Below are 17,669 nucleotides of genomic sequence, written 5' to 3'. Positions count from 1 at the left end.
CGTGCGGTCAGGAGGTCAGGAGTCGTTCCGCGTCGTGGTCGCTCAACGCGTCCACGTCGGCGAGCACCAGGTCGGTGACCCGCTCGGCCACCGCCGCGACGGTGCGCCGCTCGAACAGCAGCACCGGCGACAGCGCCACGCCGAACGCGCGGCTCATCGCGTTGGTCACCCGGATCGCGAGCAGCGAGTGCCCGCCGAGCGCGAAGAAGTCGTCGGTCGCGCCCACCCTCGGCCGGCCCAGCGCCTCGGCCCACAGCTCGGCCACGGCGAGCTCGGCGGAGTCACGCGGCTCGACGAATTCCGCCGCCGGCACGTCGGCCTGCTCGGGCACGGGCAGCGCCCGCCGGTCGAGCTTCCCGTTGGGCAGCAACGGGAGGGCGTCCAGCACCACCAGAGCGCCGGGCACCGCGTACCCCGTGAGCCGGTCGGCGGCGAACGCGCGCAGCTCGGCCGTGCCCGGGGCGGCGCCGGGCACGGGCACCACGTAGCCGACCACGGTCGGACCGGCGGCGGTGGCGCGCACGGCGGCCACGGCGTCGGCGATCCCGGGGTGCTCGCGCAGCACGGCCTCGATCTCGCCCAGCTCGATGCGCACACCGCGCACCTTCACCTGGTCGTCGGCGCGGCCGAGGAACTCCGCGGACCCGTCGGGCCGCAGCCGGCCCACGTCGCCGGTGCGGTAGAGCCGTTCCCCGGGTCGCTCGACGTGCGGCACGAACGACTCGGCGGTGCGCCGCGGGTCGTGCAGGTAGCCCCGGGCCAGCCCGACACCGCCCAGGTACAGCTCGCCGGGCACGCCGACCGGCACCGGCCGCAGGTGCTCGTCCAGGACGTGCACCTCGTTGTTGTCCAGCGGCACGCCGAGCGACACGGCGCCGGCGGCGGCGTCCGGGCCCACGTCGTCGGGGCCGCAGACGTGGAAGGTCGAGTCGATCGACACCTCGGTGGCGCCCCAGGTGTTGTCCAGGCTGATCGACCGGCCCGCCGCGGCCGTGACGTCGAGGAACCGGCGCACCAGGTCCGGTCGCAGCGCCTCGCCGCTGGACAGCACGCTGCGCAGCGACGGCCAGCCGGCGAGGTCGGCCGGGGTGACCGCCTCGACGAAGAACTCCAGCATGCTCGGCACGAACTGGACGTGCGCCGCGTCGTGCCGGACGCCGGCGGCCACGATCGCCCGCGGGTCGCGGTGCAGCCCCGGGCCGAGCAACGCCACCACACCGCCGGTCAGCAGCGGCCAGAACACCTCCACGGCGGCGTCGTCGAAGGTCAGCGTCGTCTTGTGCAGCACCGTCCCGCCGGGCCGCAGGCCGTGCCTGCGCTGCATCCACAGCATCCGGTTGACCCAGCCCTCGTGGGTGCTGGCCACGCGCTTCGGCTCGCCGGTCGACCCGGACGTGCAGTACACCGAGCACAGGTCGAGCGGGTGCACCTCGGGCAGCGCGACGTCCGGACCGGGGTCGACCAGCTCGTCCGGGGCCGCCGTCGGCACGCCCGCGTGGGGCAGGCCGCGGTCCGACAGGCACAGCCGGGCGCGGGCGCCGGTGAGCAGCTTGGCCACCCTGGCCGGCGGCGTGTCCGTCTCCAGGGGCAGGAACGACGCACCGGCCTTGAGCACGCCCAGCAGCGCGGGCACCAGGTCCGCCGTGCGGTCCATGCGCACGCCCACCACGTCGTCCACCCGCACGCCGCGGGCGACCAGCGCCCGCCCGATCACGTCGGACCGGTCGGCCAGCTCCCGGTAGGACAGCCGCTCGCCGTCCGCCGTGACCACGGCCGTGGCGTCGGGGGTGCGGGCGGCCTGGTCGGTGAACAGCTCGTGCAGGGTGCGGGCGGGGAAGGGCACGGGCGCGGGCACGGTGACCGCGCGCAGCCCGGCCACCTCGTCGGACGAGGACAGCGCGGCCTCGTCGATGCGCTGCTCCGGTCGTTCCGCCAGGTCCGCCAGCAAGGTGTCGAGCTGACGGGCCCAGCGCCGCACGGTGTCCGCCCGGTAGAGCGCGGCGTCACCGGTCACGCGGCAGTCGATCCGGCCGTCGGCCCACGTGGTGAAGGCGATCTCGACGTCGTAGCGCGCCGTCTTCCCGGCCACCGGCACCGCGCCTGTCGTCAGACCGGCAAGCTCGGGCAGCCGCACCGCGCCGGGCTGGATGTCCACCAGCACGCCGAACAGCGGGGTGCGCGACAGGTCCCGCTCCGGCGCCAGCTCCTCCACGAGCAGGTCGAACGGCACGTGCCGGTGGGCGTAGGCCTCGATCATCCGGCGGCGGACCCGCCCGACCAGCTCGGCGAACGGCGGGTTGCCGGTCAGGTCGTTGCGCAGCACCAACATGGCCAGGAACGGCCCGATCAGGTTCTTGCGCACGGCCTGGTCGCGTTCGGCGAGCGAGGTGCCGGTGACCACGTCGCCGCGCCCCGACACCCGGTGGCAGAACACCTGGGCGGCGGCCAGCAGGACCGAGAACAGGGTCGCCCGCCGGGAGCGCGCCACCCCGGCGAGCGCCTCGGCGGCCTGCGGGGACAGGGTGAACGAGGCCGTCGTGCCGCGACCCGAGCGGCGGGCGGGCCGCGCCCGGTCCGGTGGCAGCTCGAACGCGGGCGCGTCCGCCAGCTCGGCCCGCCAGAACGCCAGGCCGCGGACCAGCCGGTCACCGACGGCGAGCTGGTCGTCGGCGGCCAGCGCGACCTCGCGGAACTGGGCGGGCGGCGCGGGCAGCTCCGGGACGGCGCCCGCGCGGTGCGCGTCGTACAGCGCGGCCAGCTCGTCCTGGAACACCGCCGCCGACCAGCCGTCGAACGCGATGTGGTGCACGCTCACGCACAGCACGTGCTCCTCGGCGGCGAGCCGGAACAGCCGGGCCCGGATCGGCAACCCGCCCGCCAGGTCGAACGGGACGCGCAGTTCGGCGTCCACGGCCGGGCCGAGCTCGGCGCCCTCGGGCAGCGCGGTCACCGCCAGGTCGAACGCGCCCACCGGCCGGACGACCGCGACCGGCTCGTCGTCCACCGTGACCACGGAGGTGCGCAGGACCTCGTGGCGGGCGGTGATCCCGGTCAGCGCCGCGCGGAGCGCGGGCACGTCCAGCGGCCCGGAGAACCTCAGCACCAGCGGCACCAGGAGCTCCTCGCCGCTGGGGTCGAGCTGGTGGGTGAACCACAGGCGCCGCTGGTTGCGGGGCAGCGCGCCCGCCGCCGGGCCGGTCGTCGGGCCGGTCGTCGGGTCGGCGATCACGGGGTCGGCCATCACGGTCCCTCCGTCCGGAATCGGTCGCCGTCGGTGGAAGGCCCGCCGCCGGTCAGGTCGAACGCGGCCAGCCGCAGCTCGGACGTGTAGCGGTGGCCCGCGCCGTCGCGCAGCCACAGCCCGTTGTGCCGGGGCAGCATCTCGGAAACGGTCAGCACCGAACCCGTCTCCGCCGCCCGCCGGGCGAACTTCGCCAGCAGGTTCACGTAGACCGGGCTGTCGAAGTCGATGTAGACCGGCTTGGCGCCCTTCACCGGCGTGACGAAGACCTGCTCGGGCAGGCCCAGCTCGCGCCGCCACCGCCGGGCCAGCACGAACCGCAGCGCCTCGTCCTTGCACTTGGCGAACGGCACCGACGTGCTCGGCACCCGCCACTTCTCCCGGCTGAGCACCACCTTGTCGACGGTGACGCGCGGCGTGTGCGGGCGGTCGTCGAACAGGCTGAACCGGTCGATCACCGCGTCCATCAGGATCTCGGAGAACGCGTCCAGCACGTCGAACACCTCGCCGGTGGGCAGGCGCAGCGCCAGTCCGCCCGCCACCCGCACCACCGCCACGTCGCGCGCGGCGACCAGGCCGGGCCGGTCGGCGTGCACGGTGTGGTGCGTGGTCTCCAGCAGGAAGTCGCGGTCCCGCACGAACCCGGGGTGCGTGCGGATCGACAGGCGCGGCAGGCTGCCCTTGGGCAGCACCGGCAGCAGCCTCGGCCGGGGGAACTCCTCGTCGGTCTGCGCGAGCAGCGCGGGCAGGTCGGGGTGCTGGCTGACCAGGCAGTTGCTGCGCTGGGCGTTGATCGCCATGTGCGCCTCGCCGAGCACCAGCTCGAACTCGCCGCGGTTGATCGCGTCGCCGTCCCGCGCGGCCACCATGAGGTCCGGGCTGAAGTGCCGGGCGGCCGACCACCCCGGCCCGGTGGCGGCGAACGCCGCGCCCACGGCGGGCAGCAGGTCGGCGGACGTCCGGCGCACCCGCCGTTCGCCCTCGGGCAGCCGCAGCACCTCGGCCCACCGGCGGCGGAACTCCGCGGCGGTCGCGTCGGCCGCGCGGTTGATCGCCGAGCGCAGCGGCACCAGCGACTTCACCCAGAACGAGGCGAAGTCGACCGGTGCGGCGGTGTCGAACGACCGGTGCACCTCGTCCAGCGCGGGCCGCACGCCCGCGGAGACCTCGGCGCAGAACCACCGCGCGCTGTCCGCCAGCAGCCGCACCGGCTCGGCCGCGGCCAGCAGGGTCGTGCCGATGGTCAGGTCGGCGTCCCGGCGGGAGTCGGCGTAGACCAGCGTCCGACCGCCGTAGGCCTGGCCCGCGTTGCGGGTGGACGGCCCGGAGGTCAGCTCGGTGAACGTGGCGTCCAGGTCGAGCAGGGCGGCGGTGACCTCGTCGGCCGGCGCGTCGACCTTGGCCTGCAACTCGGCCCGCCCGGCGTCCAGCCGGTCCAGCAGCCGTGCGGCGGACTCCCGCAGCGCGTCGTCGGACACGCCCTCGACGAACGCCCGCAGCTCGCGCAGGGGCCACTTGGACACCGGCACGTCCAGCTTCCAGCTCACCCAGCGGCGCTTGGCGAACCCGTCCAGCACCGCGACCACGGAGTCCACGGTGGACGGCTCGGCGAGCAGGGCGGGCAGGTCGCGGACCCGGGTCCGCCCGTCGCACAGGCGCAGGACGGACGCCTCGGCGGCGCTCACCGCGACCGGCTTGCCGCCGGGCGGCAACACCACGTCCCCGTCCAGCTTGAGGAAGGCGTTGCGCCGCGGGCGCAGCCAGTTCCGCAGGCCGGGCAGCGCCTGCACCACGTCGGCGAGCCGGTCGATCGCCCACGGCTCGAAGTAGACCTCCATGCTGCGGGTCAGACCGGGCCCGGGCCGCAACCGGGTGTCCGGATCGCCGACCGCCGTCGCCCACAGCACCGGACCGAAGAACCCGATCGAGTCGTTCTTCACGCAGTAGCGCTGCCAGTAGGAGGCGATCAGCTCCTCCCGGGCGCGGTGCTTGGCGTTGCGCGGCTCCACGTCGGCCCGCCAGCGCAGCAGCGGCGCGAGCGCGCCGTCGATCAGGCGGTGGTTCTGCCAGGCCACGGCGCGGCGGAAGTCGCCGTCGGCGGCCACCCGCTGCAACTCGACCCCGCCGGCGCGGGCGGCGGTGTCGAACGCGGCGCGGTACCCGTTCCACCGCGGGTCGTCCGGCGCGGCGTCGGCCAGGTCGTCGGCGCGGTCGAGCAGCGCGGGCGCCCGCAGCCGCAGCACGCCGTCGGCGGGGAAACCCGCGCCGCGCGCGATCACGTGCGGCGACCAGCGCCAGCCGCCGCCGAGCGTCAGGTGGTCCGGCCGGGCGAGCGGGACGTCGTCCGCGATCGCGCCCGGAGCCGGCAGCACTGTGGTCACGGGGCCTCCTGTCCATCGGGCGCGCCGAGCCGGTCGACCATCGCGAAGCGCAGCTCGGACGTGCAGCGGTCGCCGTTCTGGTCCACCAGCCACAGGTGGTCCAGGTCGGGCAGCAGTTCGGTGAAGCCGAGGAGCTGGTCCGGTGCGGCGCCGCGCAGCATCTTGGCCAGCACGTTCACCAGCACCGGGCTGTCGAAGTCGACGTACACCGGCTTGTCGGTGGAGCCTGCCTTGGCGAACACCCGCGGCGGCAGGCCGGCGGCCTCCCGCCAGGCGCGGGCCGCGACGAACCGGCGTGCCTCGTCCTTCTCGGACGCGAACGGCACCTCGGCCGCCCGGAAGCGCCACGTCTCGCGCTGCACCACGGCGCGGTCCACGACCACCCTCGGCACGTGCGCGTGCCCGGCGAACAGGCTGTGCGCGTTGAGCACCACGTCCATCAGGACCTCGGAGAACACGTCGAGCAGGTCGTGCCGCGTGCCGTCCGGCAGCACCGCGACCAGGCCGTCGTGGCCCTCGTGCACGGTGATCGCGCTGCTGGGGAGCAGTCCCGGCCGGTCGGCGGGGACGGTGTGGTGGTGGAACTCGACCAGCCGGTCGGCGTCGCGGGTGAGCGCGGACTGGGTGCGGGTGGACCGGCGGACCGGGCCGCTGCGCGGTGGGGCGGGCAGCAGCCGCGGCTGCGGGAAGTCCGCGTCGACGTGCCGCAGCAGGTCGGCCGGCTCCGGGTGCTGGGTGACGAAGCAGTTGCTGCGCTGGCTGTTCATCGCCAGGTGGATCTCGCCGACCACCACCTGGAAGTCGCCGCGGCGCACCGCGTCCAGGTCGGTCGCCGAGATCATCAGGTCGGGGGAGAGGTAGCGCGCGGCGCTCCAGCCCGGTCCCGGCACGTCGAACGCGGCGCGCACCGCGGGCAGCAGGTCGGCGTGCGAGCGGCGCACCTCGGTCGCGCCGGGCGGCGGGCGGAGGACGGAGGCCCAGCGCGCGGCGTACTCGACGCGGGCCGCGTCCACCGCCGCGGTCACGTCGCGGCGCAGAGGACCCAGGGCCGCCGCCCACAGGTCCGACAGGGCGCACGGCCCGCCGACTCGGCGATAGACCTCCAGCAACGTGGCGCGTGCCGCGTCGGCGGCCTGCGCGCACAACCACCGGCAGCCACGGGCCAGCAGCTCCAGCGGCTCGACCGCGGCCATCAGGTCCTGGCCGAACACGGCGTCCACGTCGCGGGCGCAATCCTGGTACATCAGCGTCCGACCGCCGTAGGCCTGCCCGCCGTGACGTCGCCCGTCCGCGCCGGTCAGCTCGTGGAACACCCGGTCGGCCGCGGTCAGCGCCTCGGTCAACGCGGTCGCGTCGCCCGCCCGTGCGACGGCCTCCCGGCACGCCTCCAGCCGGTCCAGCGGAGCCAGGCAGGCGTTGCGGAGCTCTTCGTCCTCCACCCGCTCCAGCACCGCGCGCAGCGCTCGTTCGGGGAACGGCGTCACCGGCAGGTCGATCTTCCAGGTGATCCACCGGCGACGGGCGAAGTCGGCCAGCACCTCGGCGACCTCGGCACCGCCGAGGTCGCGGGCCCGAGCGACCCCGTCGCAGGCGCGCAGCACCCGTGCCTGCAGGGGGTCCAGGTCGACCGGAGCGCCCATGGGCAGCTCGACCCGATCGCCGACCAGCCGCAGGTAGGGCATCCGCCGGGGCGCGAGCCAGGACCGCAGGCCCGAGGTGGCGCCGACGACCTCGGCCAGCCGGTCGACCGCCCAGCTCTCGAAGAACACGGTGGACCGGCGCACCAGCCGGTCGCCGACGACGACCTCGCTGTGCGGGCGATCGTCCCACCGGGCCCAGCCGACCGGTCCGAAGAAGCCGATCGAGTCGTTCTTCAGGCAGTAGCGCTGCCAGTAGGAGGCGATCAGCTCCTCGCGCTGCCGGTTCTTGGAGTTGCGGGCCTCGGTGGCCGGGCGGCGCAGGAACGGTTCGACGGCCAGCGGGAGCAGGCTGTGGTTCTGCCAGGTCACCGCGTGCTGGAACAACGGGGACGCGGCGATGTCGCGCAGCCGTTGCCCCATCGCGGTGGTGGCGGCCTCGAACTGCTCGCGGAACCGCTGCCACGCGACGGGGTCGTCCCCGGCGGCGGCCACGTCGTCGGCTTGCCCGCCCAGCTCGGCGTCGGCCAGGTCGAGCACGCCGGAAGCGGCGAACCCGGCCCCGCGCACGATCAGCTCCGGCCACCACCGGAAGCCGTCGGTGACCGGCACCGCCCGTGGTGCCTCGGGTCGTGGTGCCGCGAGTGGTGGGGCCGGCGGGCGCCGGCCCGTGACGATGGAGGTCATCGGCGCTTACCCGAGGTCCGCGACGGCACCGGCGCAGCTGGCCGGCGTCGGGTACATGAAGATGACCACGGGGTCCAGGTCGAGGCCGACGTCCTCGCCGATCCGCTGGATCGCGTCGATCGCCAGCAGGGAATCACCACCGGCCTCGAAGAAATCGGTGTCCTCGCCGAGCTCGCTGTTCTTCAGCACGTCCCGGAAGACCTCCAGGACGGTTGTGCCGATCGTTTCGACGGACATCCCGCCACCTCCTGCATAGGGTCCCACCTGGCATCTTGATGAGCGGAACGCTAAGAAGGCGGCTTATCGCCGTGCTATCGCGAGGGCAACGGGGCGACCGTTAAGTCCGCGATAGCGGCGGGATAAAAAGGGCGACGAAGGTCAGTCCGCAAGCAGCTCGGTGAAATCGGACCCGGGGGTTCGCAGACATGATTTTCCGGATTCTCGGCCCGCTGGACGCGGACGGCCTGGCGTTCCCGCCGCGTCAGCGGGCGGTGCTGGCCATGCTGCTGTTGCAGGCCAACCGGGTGGTCGCGGTGGACCGGCTGGTGGACGCCGTGTGGGACACCAGGCCGCCGTCCACGGCGCGTGAGCAGATCCAGATCTGCGTCTCCGCGATCCGGCGGGCGCTGCACGGCGCGGGACTGCCGGACGTCGTGGTCCGCCAGAGCCCCGGCTACCTGATCCGCTGCCGGGAGGACCAGCTCGACCTCCTGGCGTTCGACGCGCTGGTGGCCCGCGCCCGCCGCGCCTCGGCCGGTGACGATCCCCGGGGCGCCGTCGCGCACTACCGGGAGGCGCTGGCGCTGTGGCGCGGAAGGCCGCTGGACGGCGTGAACGGCGCGCTGGCCGACGCGGCCCGGACCGCGCTCGCCGATCGGCGGATCTCGGTGGTGGAGGAGCACGTCGACGTCCAACTACCGCTCGGCCCGCGGCCGGACCTGATCGGGGAACTGGCGGAACTGGTGGCCGCCAACCCGTTCCGGGAGCGGCTGCGCGCGCAGATGATGGCGGCGCTGCACGCGGCCGGCCGGCGGGCCGAGGCGCTGGAGGTCTACCAGGACGGCCGCCGGCTGCTGATCGACGAGCTCGGCCTGGACCCGGGGGAGGAGCTGTCACGGGTCCAACGGGCGATCCTCGCCGGCACCAGCCCTGCCGTCCACCCCGACTCCACCCCCGGCCCGACCACCCACACCGCCGCCGCCGCGACTTCCGATCGCAGCTCCCCCTCCCGCTTCAACCCGAGCCCCCGCCCGGGCTCGGGTTTCCGAGCCGACTCGGCCTCCCGCTCGGGCTTCGGCTCGGGCTCGGACCCCCTCTCCAGCGCGGGTGCCCGTCCGAACTCCGCCTCTGGCTGGATGCCCGGCCGTGATCCCGGTTCTCGCCCCGGCCCCGGCACCGGTCCCATCGCCGCAACCCGCCGTGCCGTGCCGCACCTGCTGCCGCCGACCAGCCGGGACTTCACCGGCCGCACCGACCTCCTCACCCGCGTCCGCGACCTGCTCGCCCCGCCCACCACCGACCCGGGCACCCGCGTGGTGGCCGTCGGCGGTCGGGCGTGGAGTGGCAAGACGGCGCTCGCCGTGCACGCGGCCCACGGGTTGCGCGAGGACTACCCCGACGGCCAGCTGTTCGTCCGGCTCCACGGCGCGGGCGCCGACCCGGTCGACCCGGCCCACGCGCTCGCCCGCTTCCTGCGCGCCCTGGGCGTGCCCGATCCGGCGATCCCCCCGAGCACCGACGAGCGCACCGATCTCTACCGCGACCTGATCGCCGACCGCCGGGTGCTGGTCGTGCTGGACGACGCGGCGGACGAACGGCAGGTCACACCGCTGCTCCCGGGCAGCCCGACCTGCGCCGTCATCGTCACCAGCAGGCGCGGGCTGACGACGCTCGTCGGCGCCTGGCACGTCACGACCGGCCCGCTGACCGTCGGAGAAGGCGCACGCCTCGTCACCGCCGTGATCGGGGCGGAGCGCGCGGGAGCGCAGCAGGACGACGTCCTGCGGTTGGCCGAGGAGTGCCGCGGCGACCCGCTCGCGCTGCGCCTGGCCGGCGCGCGCCTGGCGGCCCGTCCGCACTGGCCCGTCGCCACCCAGACCGCCCGGCTCACCGCCGGCGACGGCTGGCGCGAGCTCGCCCGGGACGTCGAAGACCCGTTGACCGCGCCGCACGCCCGCCTGAGCCCGGTGGCCCGCCGCCTGCTGCGCCGGGTCGGCCTGCTCGGACCCGGGCCGGTCGAGTTCCCCGGCACGCTGTGCGCCCGGTTCCTGGAAACCCACCCCGACGAGGCCGACGACGCGCTCGCCGAACTGGTCGACGCCGGCCTGTTCGAGCTGGAACGCGCCCCCGACGGCGGCCTGACCTGCCACGTCGGCGGCCTGGTCGTGGCGTTCGCGCGACAACGGCCGGCCGGGCACGCCCGGCCGCGGCGGGTGCACGCACCCCGCCCCAAGCCGGACCGGACGACGGGCGTGGTGCTCGCCCTTCCCTCCGCGCGCGCCTCCGAGCCGCGCGAACTGCGCACCGCGACCTCGGGCCGGTGACCGCCGTGCCCGGCGATAGGACATCGATGGCGGCGACGTCTTGGCTTCGGCGGGACGGCAGCCCACAGGAGAGGACGGTGATGGCGATGCCGGATCGAGCCGGTGTTGCGGTCCTGACGGCCGAGGTGCTGGACCTGCCCCTGCGCCCACCGGTGCGCCGGGTCGGGGTGCTCTGCGGCACGGGGGAGGGCGCGGGCGGGCAGTACCTCGCCTTCGCCGCCGAGCTGGGCGCGCGGTTCGGCGGCGTCGGGCTGGGGGTGGTGTGCGGCGGCGCCCCGGTCGGCGTGCTCGGCCGGTTGGTGAACACCGCGCACGCCGCGGGCAGTCCGGTGAACAACGTGGTGCCGCTGTCCCAGTTGCGCGGCGGCGTGCCGAAGGTGGGCGGCACGGTGCTGCAGGCCGTGCGCACCGCGGACGAGCGGATCAAGCTGGTGCACCGGCTCGCCGACGGCTTCGTCGTGCTGCCGGGCGGCGTGGACGTCCTGCGCGAGCTCGCCGAGCTGATGGCGCTGGAACAGGCGCGCGGCCTGGCCCGGCCGATCGTGCTGGTCAACCGGCGGGGGTTCTTCGACCCGCTGGTGGCTCTGCTGGCGCACGCGGAGGCGGACGACTTCGCCACCAGGGCCCAGGTGAGGATGCTCGACGTGGCCGACACCGCCGACGACGTGCTGCGCCTGCTCGGCAGGCCCACGTCGTGACCGACTTCGACGGGGCACGACCGACCGACATGACGACGAACCGAGCACAGGGTGGTGATGGGTCGTGACCGAGGGGATGACGGCGACGCGGAGGGGCACGTCGGTCGAGGTGCGGCACGGCACCGGGGTGTCCTTCGGCACCTTCGGCGAGCTGTTGCAGGGCGCGCTGCCGGGGTCGGGTGAGGACTTCCTGGTGACCTTGCCGATCGCCCGCTGGTCCACCGCGCGGATCACGCTGTTCCCGGACTCGTCCGAGCTGCGCGTGTCGCCCGAGCACAAGCGGAAGTCCGCGTTCGTCGCGCGGTCGGCCCTGGACCGGTTCGGCGCGGGCGGGTTCGGCGGCACGCTGGAGATCACCAGCGACCTGCCCGAGGGCAAGGGCATGGCCAGTTCCTCCGCCGACCTCGTCGCCACCGTGCGGGCGGTCGGCGACGCGCTGGGACGCGTCGTGGGGCCGCGGGAGACCGAACTGCTGCTGCGCGGGGTCGAGCCGACCGATGGCCTGATGCACCCTGGCATCGTCGCGTTCCACCACCGCCGGGTGGCGCTGTGCCGGGCGCTGGGCGCGCCACCTCCGCTGACCGTGATCGGCGTGGACGAGGGCGGCCAGGTGGACACCGTGGACTTCAACACGACCCGCCCGGCCATCACCGCCGCCGAGCGCCGCGAGTACGGCGTGCTGCTCGACGACGTCGGCGCGGCACTGGCGCGGGGCGACTTGGCGGCGGTCGGCCGGGTGGCCACCCGCAGCGCCGAGCTGAACCAGCGCCGCTGCCACAAGCGCCTGCTCGACCCGTTGATCGCGATCAGCCGGGACGCGGACGCCCTCGGCGTGGTCGTCGCGCACAGCGGGACGATGGTCGGCGTGCTGGTGTCGCGCACCGACCCGGACCACGACGCGAAAGTCGACGGGATTCGCGCGGCCTGCCGGGAACTGGGCGCCCCGGTATCGGTGGATCACACCACGGGAACAGTGCCTGCCACGCCCCACAACACATTCGTCAAAAAGGTGGCAACTACGGCCGCCTAGCTGAATGCGCAGGTCAAAGTGGGTCTTAGCGGCTTCTGGGTGATCTCTATTCGGCCGCGATAATGCTTCCATCGCGGCACGATAAGGCCGCGATGGTGAGCATTCCTAACGTCGGTTCCAGCAGCAGGAACCGACCAGGAAGAGGCCCCGAGATGAACATCACCAAGACCTTCGCCACCGCCACCGCGATCGCCGCGATCGTGCTCTTCCCGGTCCTCGGCGCCACCGCCGCCCACGCCGACGACACGCCCTGGGGCCCGACGACGGCGACCGCCTCCGACGACACCCCCTGGGGCCCGATGTCCGACGACACCCCCTGGGGCCCGACCTCCGACGACACGCCGTGGGGTCCGACGCAGACCGCGGTGTGATCCGGTTCAGCCCGCCCCGAGCGCCGCCAACGCCTGAGCGGCACGCTCCCGGGACGCGGTCATGTTCCGCTCGGCGAACACCGCGATCGCCCGGTCCAGCAGGTCGGCGGCCTGCACCCGGTCACCCCGGCCGGCCAGCACCAGCGCCAGCTCCGTTGACGTCTCCGCCGCGCCGGCGTGGTCCATCGCCCGCTCGTGCACCTCCAGCGCCCGGCGCAGCAGCTCCTCGGCCCCCACGCCGTCACCCAGCGCCAGCTTCACCTCCGACAGCAGGCGGAGCACCCGCACCTCGCCCACGATGTCGTGCAACTCCCGGACACCGTCCAGCAGCTCGGTCAACGCCGCCTCGGCCTCCCGGTGCTCCCCGCGCCGCACCGTCAAGTCGCACAGCCGGTAGCGGACCTGCACCTCGACCCGCCGGTTGCCGACCTCCCGGCAGATGCCCAGCGCCTCGCGCAGCCGAGCTCCCGCCGACTCCTCCGCCCCGTTGCGCACGTCGATCTGCGCCAGCTGCGTCAGCACGTACGCCTGCCCCACCGGGTCTCCCGCCCGCCGGAACCCGTCCAGAGCGGCCAGGTACTCCGGCTCCGCCCGTTCCGCGTCGCCGCGCCGGTGGTGCGCCAGCGCCAGGTTGCGCCGCACCATCGCCACACCCAGGACCTCGTCGAGCTCCTCGAACAGCGCCAGCGCCGGGTCCAGCAGGTCGACCACGTCGTAGCCGCCGCGCGACCAGCTCAGGCGCAGCGACGCGAGCGAGCACAGCAACGCCGCCTCGCCACGCCGGTCACCGGCCGCGCGCACCACCGCCAGCGCCCGCTCGTGCGTGCGCTCCCAGTCGTCGAAGTAGCAGCGCGCCTCGAACAACGTCACCAACGTGACCGCGAGGTCCCAGCACATCTCGACCAGGTCGCCGCCCGCGGCCAGGTCGACCGCCGAGCACAGGTTGCGGTGCTCCGCCTCCAACCACGCCACCGGGTCGGCCAGCAACCGGTCCACTGAGGACCGCGGCAGCCGACGGCGCGGCGCACCGCCGTGCAGCACGGTGAAGTCACCGCCGTAGATGCGCGCGTGCGCCTCCTCGGCCAGCGCGAGCCAACCGCCCGACACCCGTTCCAACGCGTCCTGGGGCGCGTCCTCCGCGGCGTGCCGCTCCAACTGCTCACGGGCGTAGAGCCGGATCAGGTCGTGGAACTTGTAGCGCGGGCTGCCGTCGAGGTCGATGGCCACGATCTCCAGCATCTGCGCGTCGACCAGCAGCTCCAACAGGTCCGCCGCCCGGTACAGGTCCGCGTCCAGCAGCGCCGCGGCCACCCACGTGGGGAAGCTCAGGCCGTCGAGCAGGCCCAGCAGGCGCAGCAACCGCCGCGCGTCCGGGCCGAGGCCGTCGTAGGTGAGCGCGAGGCTCGCCCGCACCACCATCTCGCCGTGCGCCAGCTCGTCGAGCCGGCGGCGTTCGTCGGACAACCGCTCCAGCATCCACGCCAACGACCACTGGCGGCGGGCGGCCAGCCGCGCGGCCACGATCCGCAGCGCCAGCGGCAAGCCGCCGACCAGCCGGATCAGCGCGTTCGCCGCGGCGGGCTCGGCGTCCACCCGCTCCGGGCCGATCACCGTGGCCAGCATGTCCATCGCCTCGTCGTGGTCGAGCACGTCGACCTCGAGCACCCGCGCGCCGGGCAGACCGGTCAGCCTGGCCCGGCTGGTCACGATCATCGCGCACGTGCCGCTGCCCGGCAGCAACGCCTGCACGTGGCCCTCGGCCGCCGCGTCGTCCAGCACGATCAACACCCGCTTGCGGGCCACGAGCTGGCGGTACATCTCCGCCCGCTCGTCCGCGGCGTCCGGGATCGAGGACCCCGGGATGCCCAACGCGCGCAGGAACCGCCCCAGCACGTCGGCCGCCGTGGCGGGCGCGGCCCGGGTGCCCGCGAGGTCGCAGTACAGCTGACCGTCGGGGAAGTGCTCGTCAACCAGGCGGTGCGCGATGTGCACGGCCAACGCGCTCTTGCCCACGCCCGGCTTGCCCACCAGCGCCAGCACCCGCGTCGCGCGTTGCGGGCCGGTCAGCAGCTCCTCGGCCCGCGCGATCAGCCGGGCGCGGCCGGTGAAGTCGCCCATGTCCGCCGGTAGTTGGAGGGGCGCGGTGGTCTCCGGCGCGCGTTGTGGCGGAGCCTCGGGCTCGGGCGCCGCGACCAGCAGCCCGGGGTCGCCGGCGAGGATGGCGCCCTCCAACCGGCGCAGCTCGTCGCCCGGTTCCAGGCCGAGCTCATCCACCAGCAGGTCGCGCGCGACCCGGTACACCTCCAACGCCTCGGCCTGCCGCCCGGACCGGTGCAGCGCGAGCATGAGCTGGCCGCGCAGGCGTTCCCGCAGCGGGTGCTGCGCGACCAGGGCGCTGATCTCGCCGACCAGGTGGTGGTGGCGGCCCGCGGCCAGCTCCAGGTCCAGGGACATCTCCAAGGCGGCGAGCCGGTCCTCGTCCAGCTTGGCCGCCCGGGCGTTCAGCGCGCGGCTGGTGGTGCCGCCCAACGCGGGCCCGCGCCACAGCCCGAGGGCCTGGCGCAACAACGTCGACGCCGCCACCCGGTCACCGACCCGGATCGCCTCCTCGGCGTCGGCGGTCAGCCGGGCGAACAGGTGCAGGTCCAGCTCCCCGTCGGCGACCCGCAGCGAGTAGCCGGGCGGCTTGGTGGCGATGGCCTCGCCGCGCCCGGCCCGGATCAGGGTGCCGCGCAGCGCCGACACGCAGATCTGCACCTGCGTGCGCGCGGTCGCGGGCGGCGCGTCGTTCCAGATCGCGTCGACCAACGTGTCGACGCCGACGACCCGATTGGCCTCCAGCAGCAGGATGGCGAGCACCACCTGCTGCCGTCCCGGCGGGATCTTCACGTCACCGTCGGCACCGCTGGAGACGTGCAGGGGCCCGAGGACGCGGTAGACCAAACCGGTTTCCGGTAATCGCGCTGGCAACCCCACTGCTGCTCCCCAAGTCGACCGCGTGATCACGGTAACTCGGGGTGAGCACCGGTGTCACCGTCGTGCTCGAAGCTACCCGGCCCGCTCGTCCGACAGGACCAACGGGCCTTCGGCAGTCGGTCCCACCGGCGGCGACGCGCCGCCACCACCCCCGGCCCGCTACCCTGGCGCGACGAAGAAGTAGGTCTTCTGGAACCGCAACAAGCCGTGCTCGGACAACGCGAAGACGTCCGCGAAGCCCACCTCCCGCCCCGTCGCCCGGTACGTCAGCCGCCCGGTCACGGTGACCCGGTCGTCGACGCCGAAGACCTCCTCCACCACGTGGTTGCCGACGCTGAGCCCCGCGTGCCCGGACTCGACGTGCGCGCGCAACACCCGGTCACCGGGCCGGACGATCCGCGCGTCGGCCGCGAACAGCGAGCCGTACCCGTCGAGGTCGCCCTGGTCGAGGTAGAGGTAGCTGAGCCGGACGTGGTCGATCCCCATCGCCGTGACCCCGGCATCCGCGCTCATCGGCGACCCCCTCTCTGGTTGTGCCATCAGGACCAACCTGCCCGCCGCCGCTTACCCCGCCCTATTGCCCGGCTATCGGTCACATCCCTGATCCGACCTCCAGGCCGGGTCGACGTCAGCCCTCCTCCTCGCCTGCCGGTTCCTTGTCTGTCGTGCCGACCGCCCCGACCAGGGAGTCCGTGTCCAGCCACAGGTAGAGAGGCTTCTCCTGGCGCAAGGTGTCGACCACTTCGGGGAACCTGCTGAGCGGGAAGTGGATTTCCGGCCCGTACGCCAGCAGCACGTTCGGCGGCGGAGGGGTGCCGTCCTTGAAGAAGAGGATTCTCCCGATCAGGCCGACGGTGCCCGTGATGAAGCAGGCGATGTCGGCCTCGTACTGGGAGTTGTTGCTGGAGTGGACGATCGAGTAGGAATCGAAGGGTTTCTTGATGATCGCCATGCTGGCCTCCGGCGTCGCGAAACCGCGCAATCGCGAGATGGGGTGGCCAGGTTACGCCGATTGCGCGCACGCGAGGATCCACCAGTCGTGGGCGGATCGCACGATGTCCCGCCCACGAGTGGTGGAGCCGCGTCTTTCGGGTGTTACGGGAGGGCGACGAAGGGCGCGAGGAAGGAACGGGCGGAAGGCGTGTCGAGGCGGTACGTGACGTTGGTGGCGTAGCACGGGGCGTCGCCCGTGATCGTGGTCGCCACCAGGACGCGCTTGCCGTCGATGGTGGCGAAGTTCGGACCGCCGGAGTCGCCGTAGCACGCGCCGCCGTTGCCCTGCGCCTCGATCATCGACAGCCGCAGCCAGGTGTTGTTGAGCGCGTTGAAGCCGAGCGGGGCCTTCATCCGCACGCCGCCGCCGGGGTGGGTGTGGCCGCCGGGGCCGTTCTGGGCTTCTTCCGTGCCGTAGCCGACGACGGTGTACTCGGTGGCGTCGAGCGCCCTCGGGCCCATCGCGTCGAGCTTGCCCGCGGTCGGCAGGGTGGCGGGCTTGAAGTTCCAGCGCGCCGCCACCTGCCTGGCGGGCAGTTCGACCACCGCGATGTCGTGCGAATCGGCGGAGTTGCCCGGGTAGGCCGGGTCGCCGTGGGCCACGCCCTGCACACCGACCGACGCCGCCTTCTGCGCCGGGGTGCCCGTCGCGGCGTCGAGCGCGGACTGCACGTCCTGGAGCAGCGAGACGTAGAACTTGACGTTCGACGGCCAACCGTCGACGCAGTGGGCCGCGGTGAGGAACGTGTCGGCGTCGACCATCGTGCCGCTGCACACCCAGTCGACGCGGTCCGGCGTGGCGGGGTTGTCGTCGTTGTCCCAGGTCGCGACCAGGGCGCCGACCTCGGTGCGCTCCGGGGCGGGTACGGCGTTGTAGGTGTTGATCGCGGAAGCGGGCCAGGCGGTCACGGCGGCCAGGGCGACGACTGCCGCGGCCACGGTTGCTGTGCGCATGTGCACTCCTTGCTGCGAGCGGCGTAGTGCCGGAATTCAACCCCTTTCACTGCCCGGATGACACCGAACCGCAGTGGTTCACAGATGCCAGGGAACCAGCGCGCCTGGCCTGCGGGTCCGTTGGGCCCTGGCGAGGTCAACCGCTCCGGCGGCGACAG

At 74.1% G+C, this 17,669-nt stretch carries 12 protein-coding genes; 4 read left to right on the top strand and 8 right to left on the bottom strand.

Annotated features, from left to right (window positions below):
* Positions 1-7: 7 nt before the first annotated feature.
* The 4 genes from AB0H12_RS21850 to AB0H12_RS21835 form a co-directional block, all read right to left on the bottom strand.
* The gene (locus AB0H12_RS21850) at positions 8-3,241 is read right to left on the bottom strand and encodes an amino acid adenylation domain-containing protein (protein WP_499624704.1); all 3,234 of its coding nucleotides are present in this window, start codon (positions 3,239-3,241) and stop codon (positions 8-10) included.
* Positions 3,241-5,622, bottom strand: a complete 2,382-nt coding sequence (locus tag AB0H12_RS21845) for a lantibiotic dehydratase (protein ID WP_499624703.1) — start codon at positions 5,620-5,622, stop codon at positions 3,241-3,243. Before AB0H12_RS21845 ends, AB0H12_RS21850 begins: the two co-directional genes overlap by 1 nt.
* A complete protein-coding gene (locus tag AB0H12_RS21840; RefSeq protein ID WP_499624702.1) occupies positions 5,619-7,871 on the bottom strand; it encodes a lantibiotic dehydratase in 2,253 nt (750 codons plus the stop codon). The genes AB0H12_RS21845 and AB0H12_RS21840 overlap by 4 nt, the downstream gene beginning before the upstream one ends.
* 81 nt (positions 7,872-7,952) lie before the next feature.
* Positions 7,953-8,183: a phosphopantetheine-binding protein gene (locus AB0H12_RS21835; protein WP_230572445.1), complete on the bottom strand. Its 231-nt coding sequence runs from the start codon at positions 8,181-8,183 to the stop codon at positions 7,953-7,955.
* A 188-nt stretch (positions 8,184-8,371) separates the two neighbouring features.
* Here AB0H12_RS21835 and AB0H12_RS21830 point away from each other — a divergent pair, with 188 nt between their 5' ends.
* The 4 genes from AB0H12_RS21830 to AB0H12_RS21815 all read left to right on the top strand — a co-directional run bounded on the left by AB0H12_RS21830 (position 8,372) and on the right by AB0H12_RS21815 (position 12,588).
* Positions 8,372-10,489 carry an AfsR/SARP family transcriptional regulator gene (locus tag AB0H12_RS21830; protein ID WP_499624701.1) on the top strand — a complete coding sequence of 706 codons (2,118 nt, stop codon included), beginning with the start codon at positions 8,372-8,374 and terminating at the stop codon, positions 10,487-10,489.
* A gap of 86 nt (positions 10,490-10,575) precedes the next feature.
* Positions 10,576-11,187: an LOG family protein gene (locus tag AB0H12_RS21825; RefSeq protein ID WP_499624700.1), complete on the top strand. Its 612-nt coding sequence runs from the start codon at positions 10,576-10,578 to the stop codon at positions 11,185-11,187.
* Between the two features lie 64 nt (positions 11,188-11,251).
* Complete coding sequence (locus AB0H12_RS21820) at positions 11,252-12,217, top strand: GHMP family kinase ATP-binding protein (RefSeq protein ID WP_499624699.1); 966 nt, start codon at positions 11,252-11,254, stop codon at positions 12,215-12,217.
* Positions 12,218-12,369: 152 nt separating this feature from the next.
* Positions 12,370-12,588 (top strand): hypothetical protein, encoded by a 219-nt coding sequence (locus tag AB0H12_RS21815; RefSeq protein WP_499624698.1) that lies wholly within the window; start codon positions 12,370-12,372, stop codon positions 12,586-12,588.
* A gap of 6 nt (positions 12,589-12,594) precedes the next feature.
* Here AB0H12_RS21815 and AB0H12_RS21810 read toward each other — a convergent pair whose 3' ends face one another.
* From AB0H12_RS21810 to AB0H12_RS21795, 4 genes are all read right to left on the bottom strand, one after another.
* The gene (locus AB0H12_RS21810; RefSeq protein WP_499624697.1) at positions 12,595-15,564 is read right to left on the bottom strand and encodes an AfsR/SARP family transcriptional regulator; all 2,970 of its coding nucleotides are present in this window, start codon (positions 15,562-15,564) and stop codon (positions 12,595-12,597) included.
* Between the two features lie 159 nt (positions 15,565-15,723).
* Entirely contained in the window at positions 15,724-16,077 is a 354-nt protein-coding gene (locus AB0H12_RS21805) for a nuclear transport factor 2 family protein (protein ID WP_499624696.1), read from the bottom strand.
* A 115-nt stretch (positions 16,078-16,192) separates the two neighbouring features.
* Complete coding sequence (locus tag AB0H12_RS21800; RefSeq protein ID WP_499624695.1) at positions 16,193-16,516, bottom strand: hypothetical protein; 324 nt, start codon at positions 16,514-16,516, stop codon at positions 16,193-16,195.
* 143 nt (positions 16,517-16,659) lie between these two features.
* On the bottom strand, positions 16,660-17,511 hold the full coding sequence (locus AB0H12_RS21795; protein WP_499624694.1) for a trypsin-like serine protease: 852 nt from the start codon (positions 17,509-17,511) through the stop codon (positions 16,660-16,662).
* Positions 17,512-17,669 lie beyond the last annotated feature (158 nt).

Origin of the sequence: Actinosynnema sp. NPDC023794 (assembly GCF_040639675.1) — a bacterium.
Lineage (GTDB): Bacteria > Actinomycetota > Actinomycetes > Mycobacteriales > Pseudonocardiaceae > Actinosynnema > Actinosynnema luteola.
The sequence above is the reverse complement of the archived record's forward strand: the minus strand, read 5'-3'. Positions and strand labels throughout refer to the sequence as shown.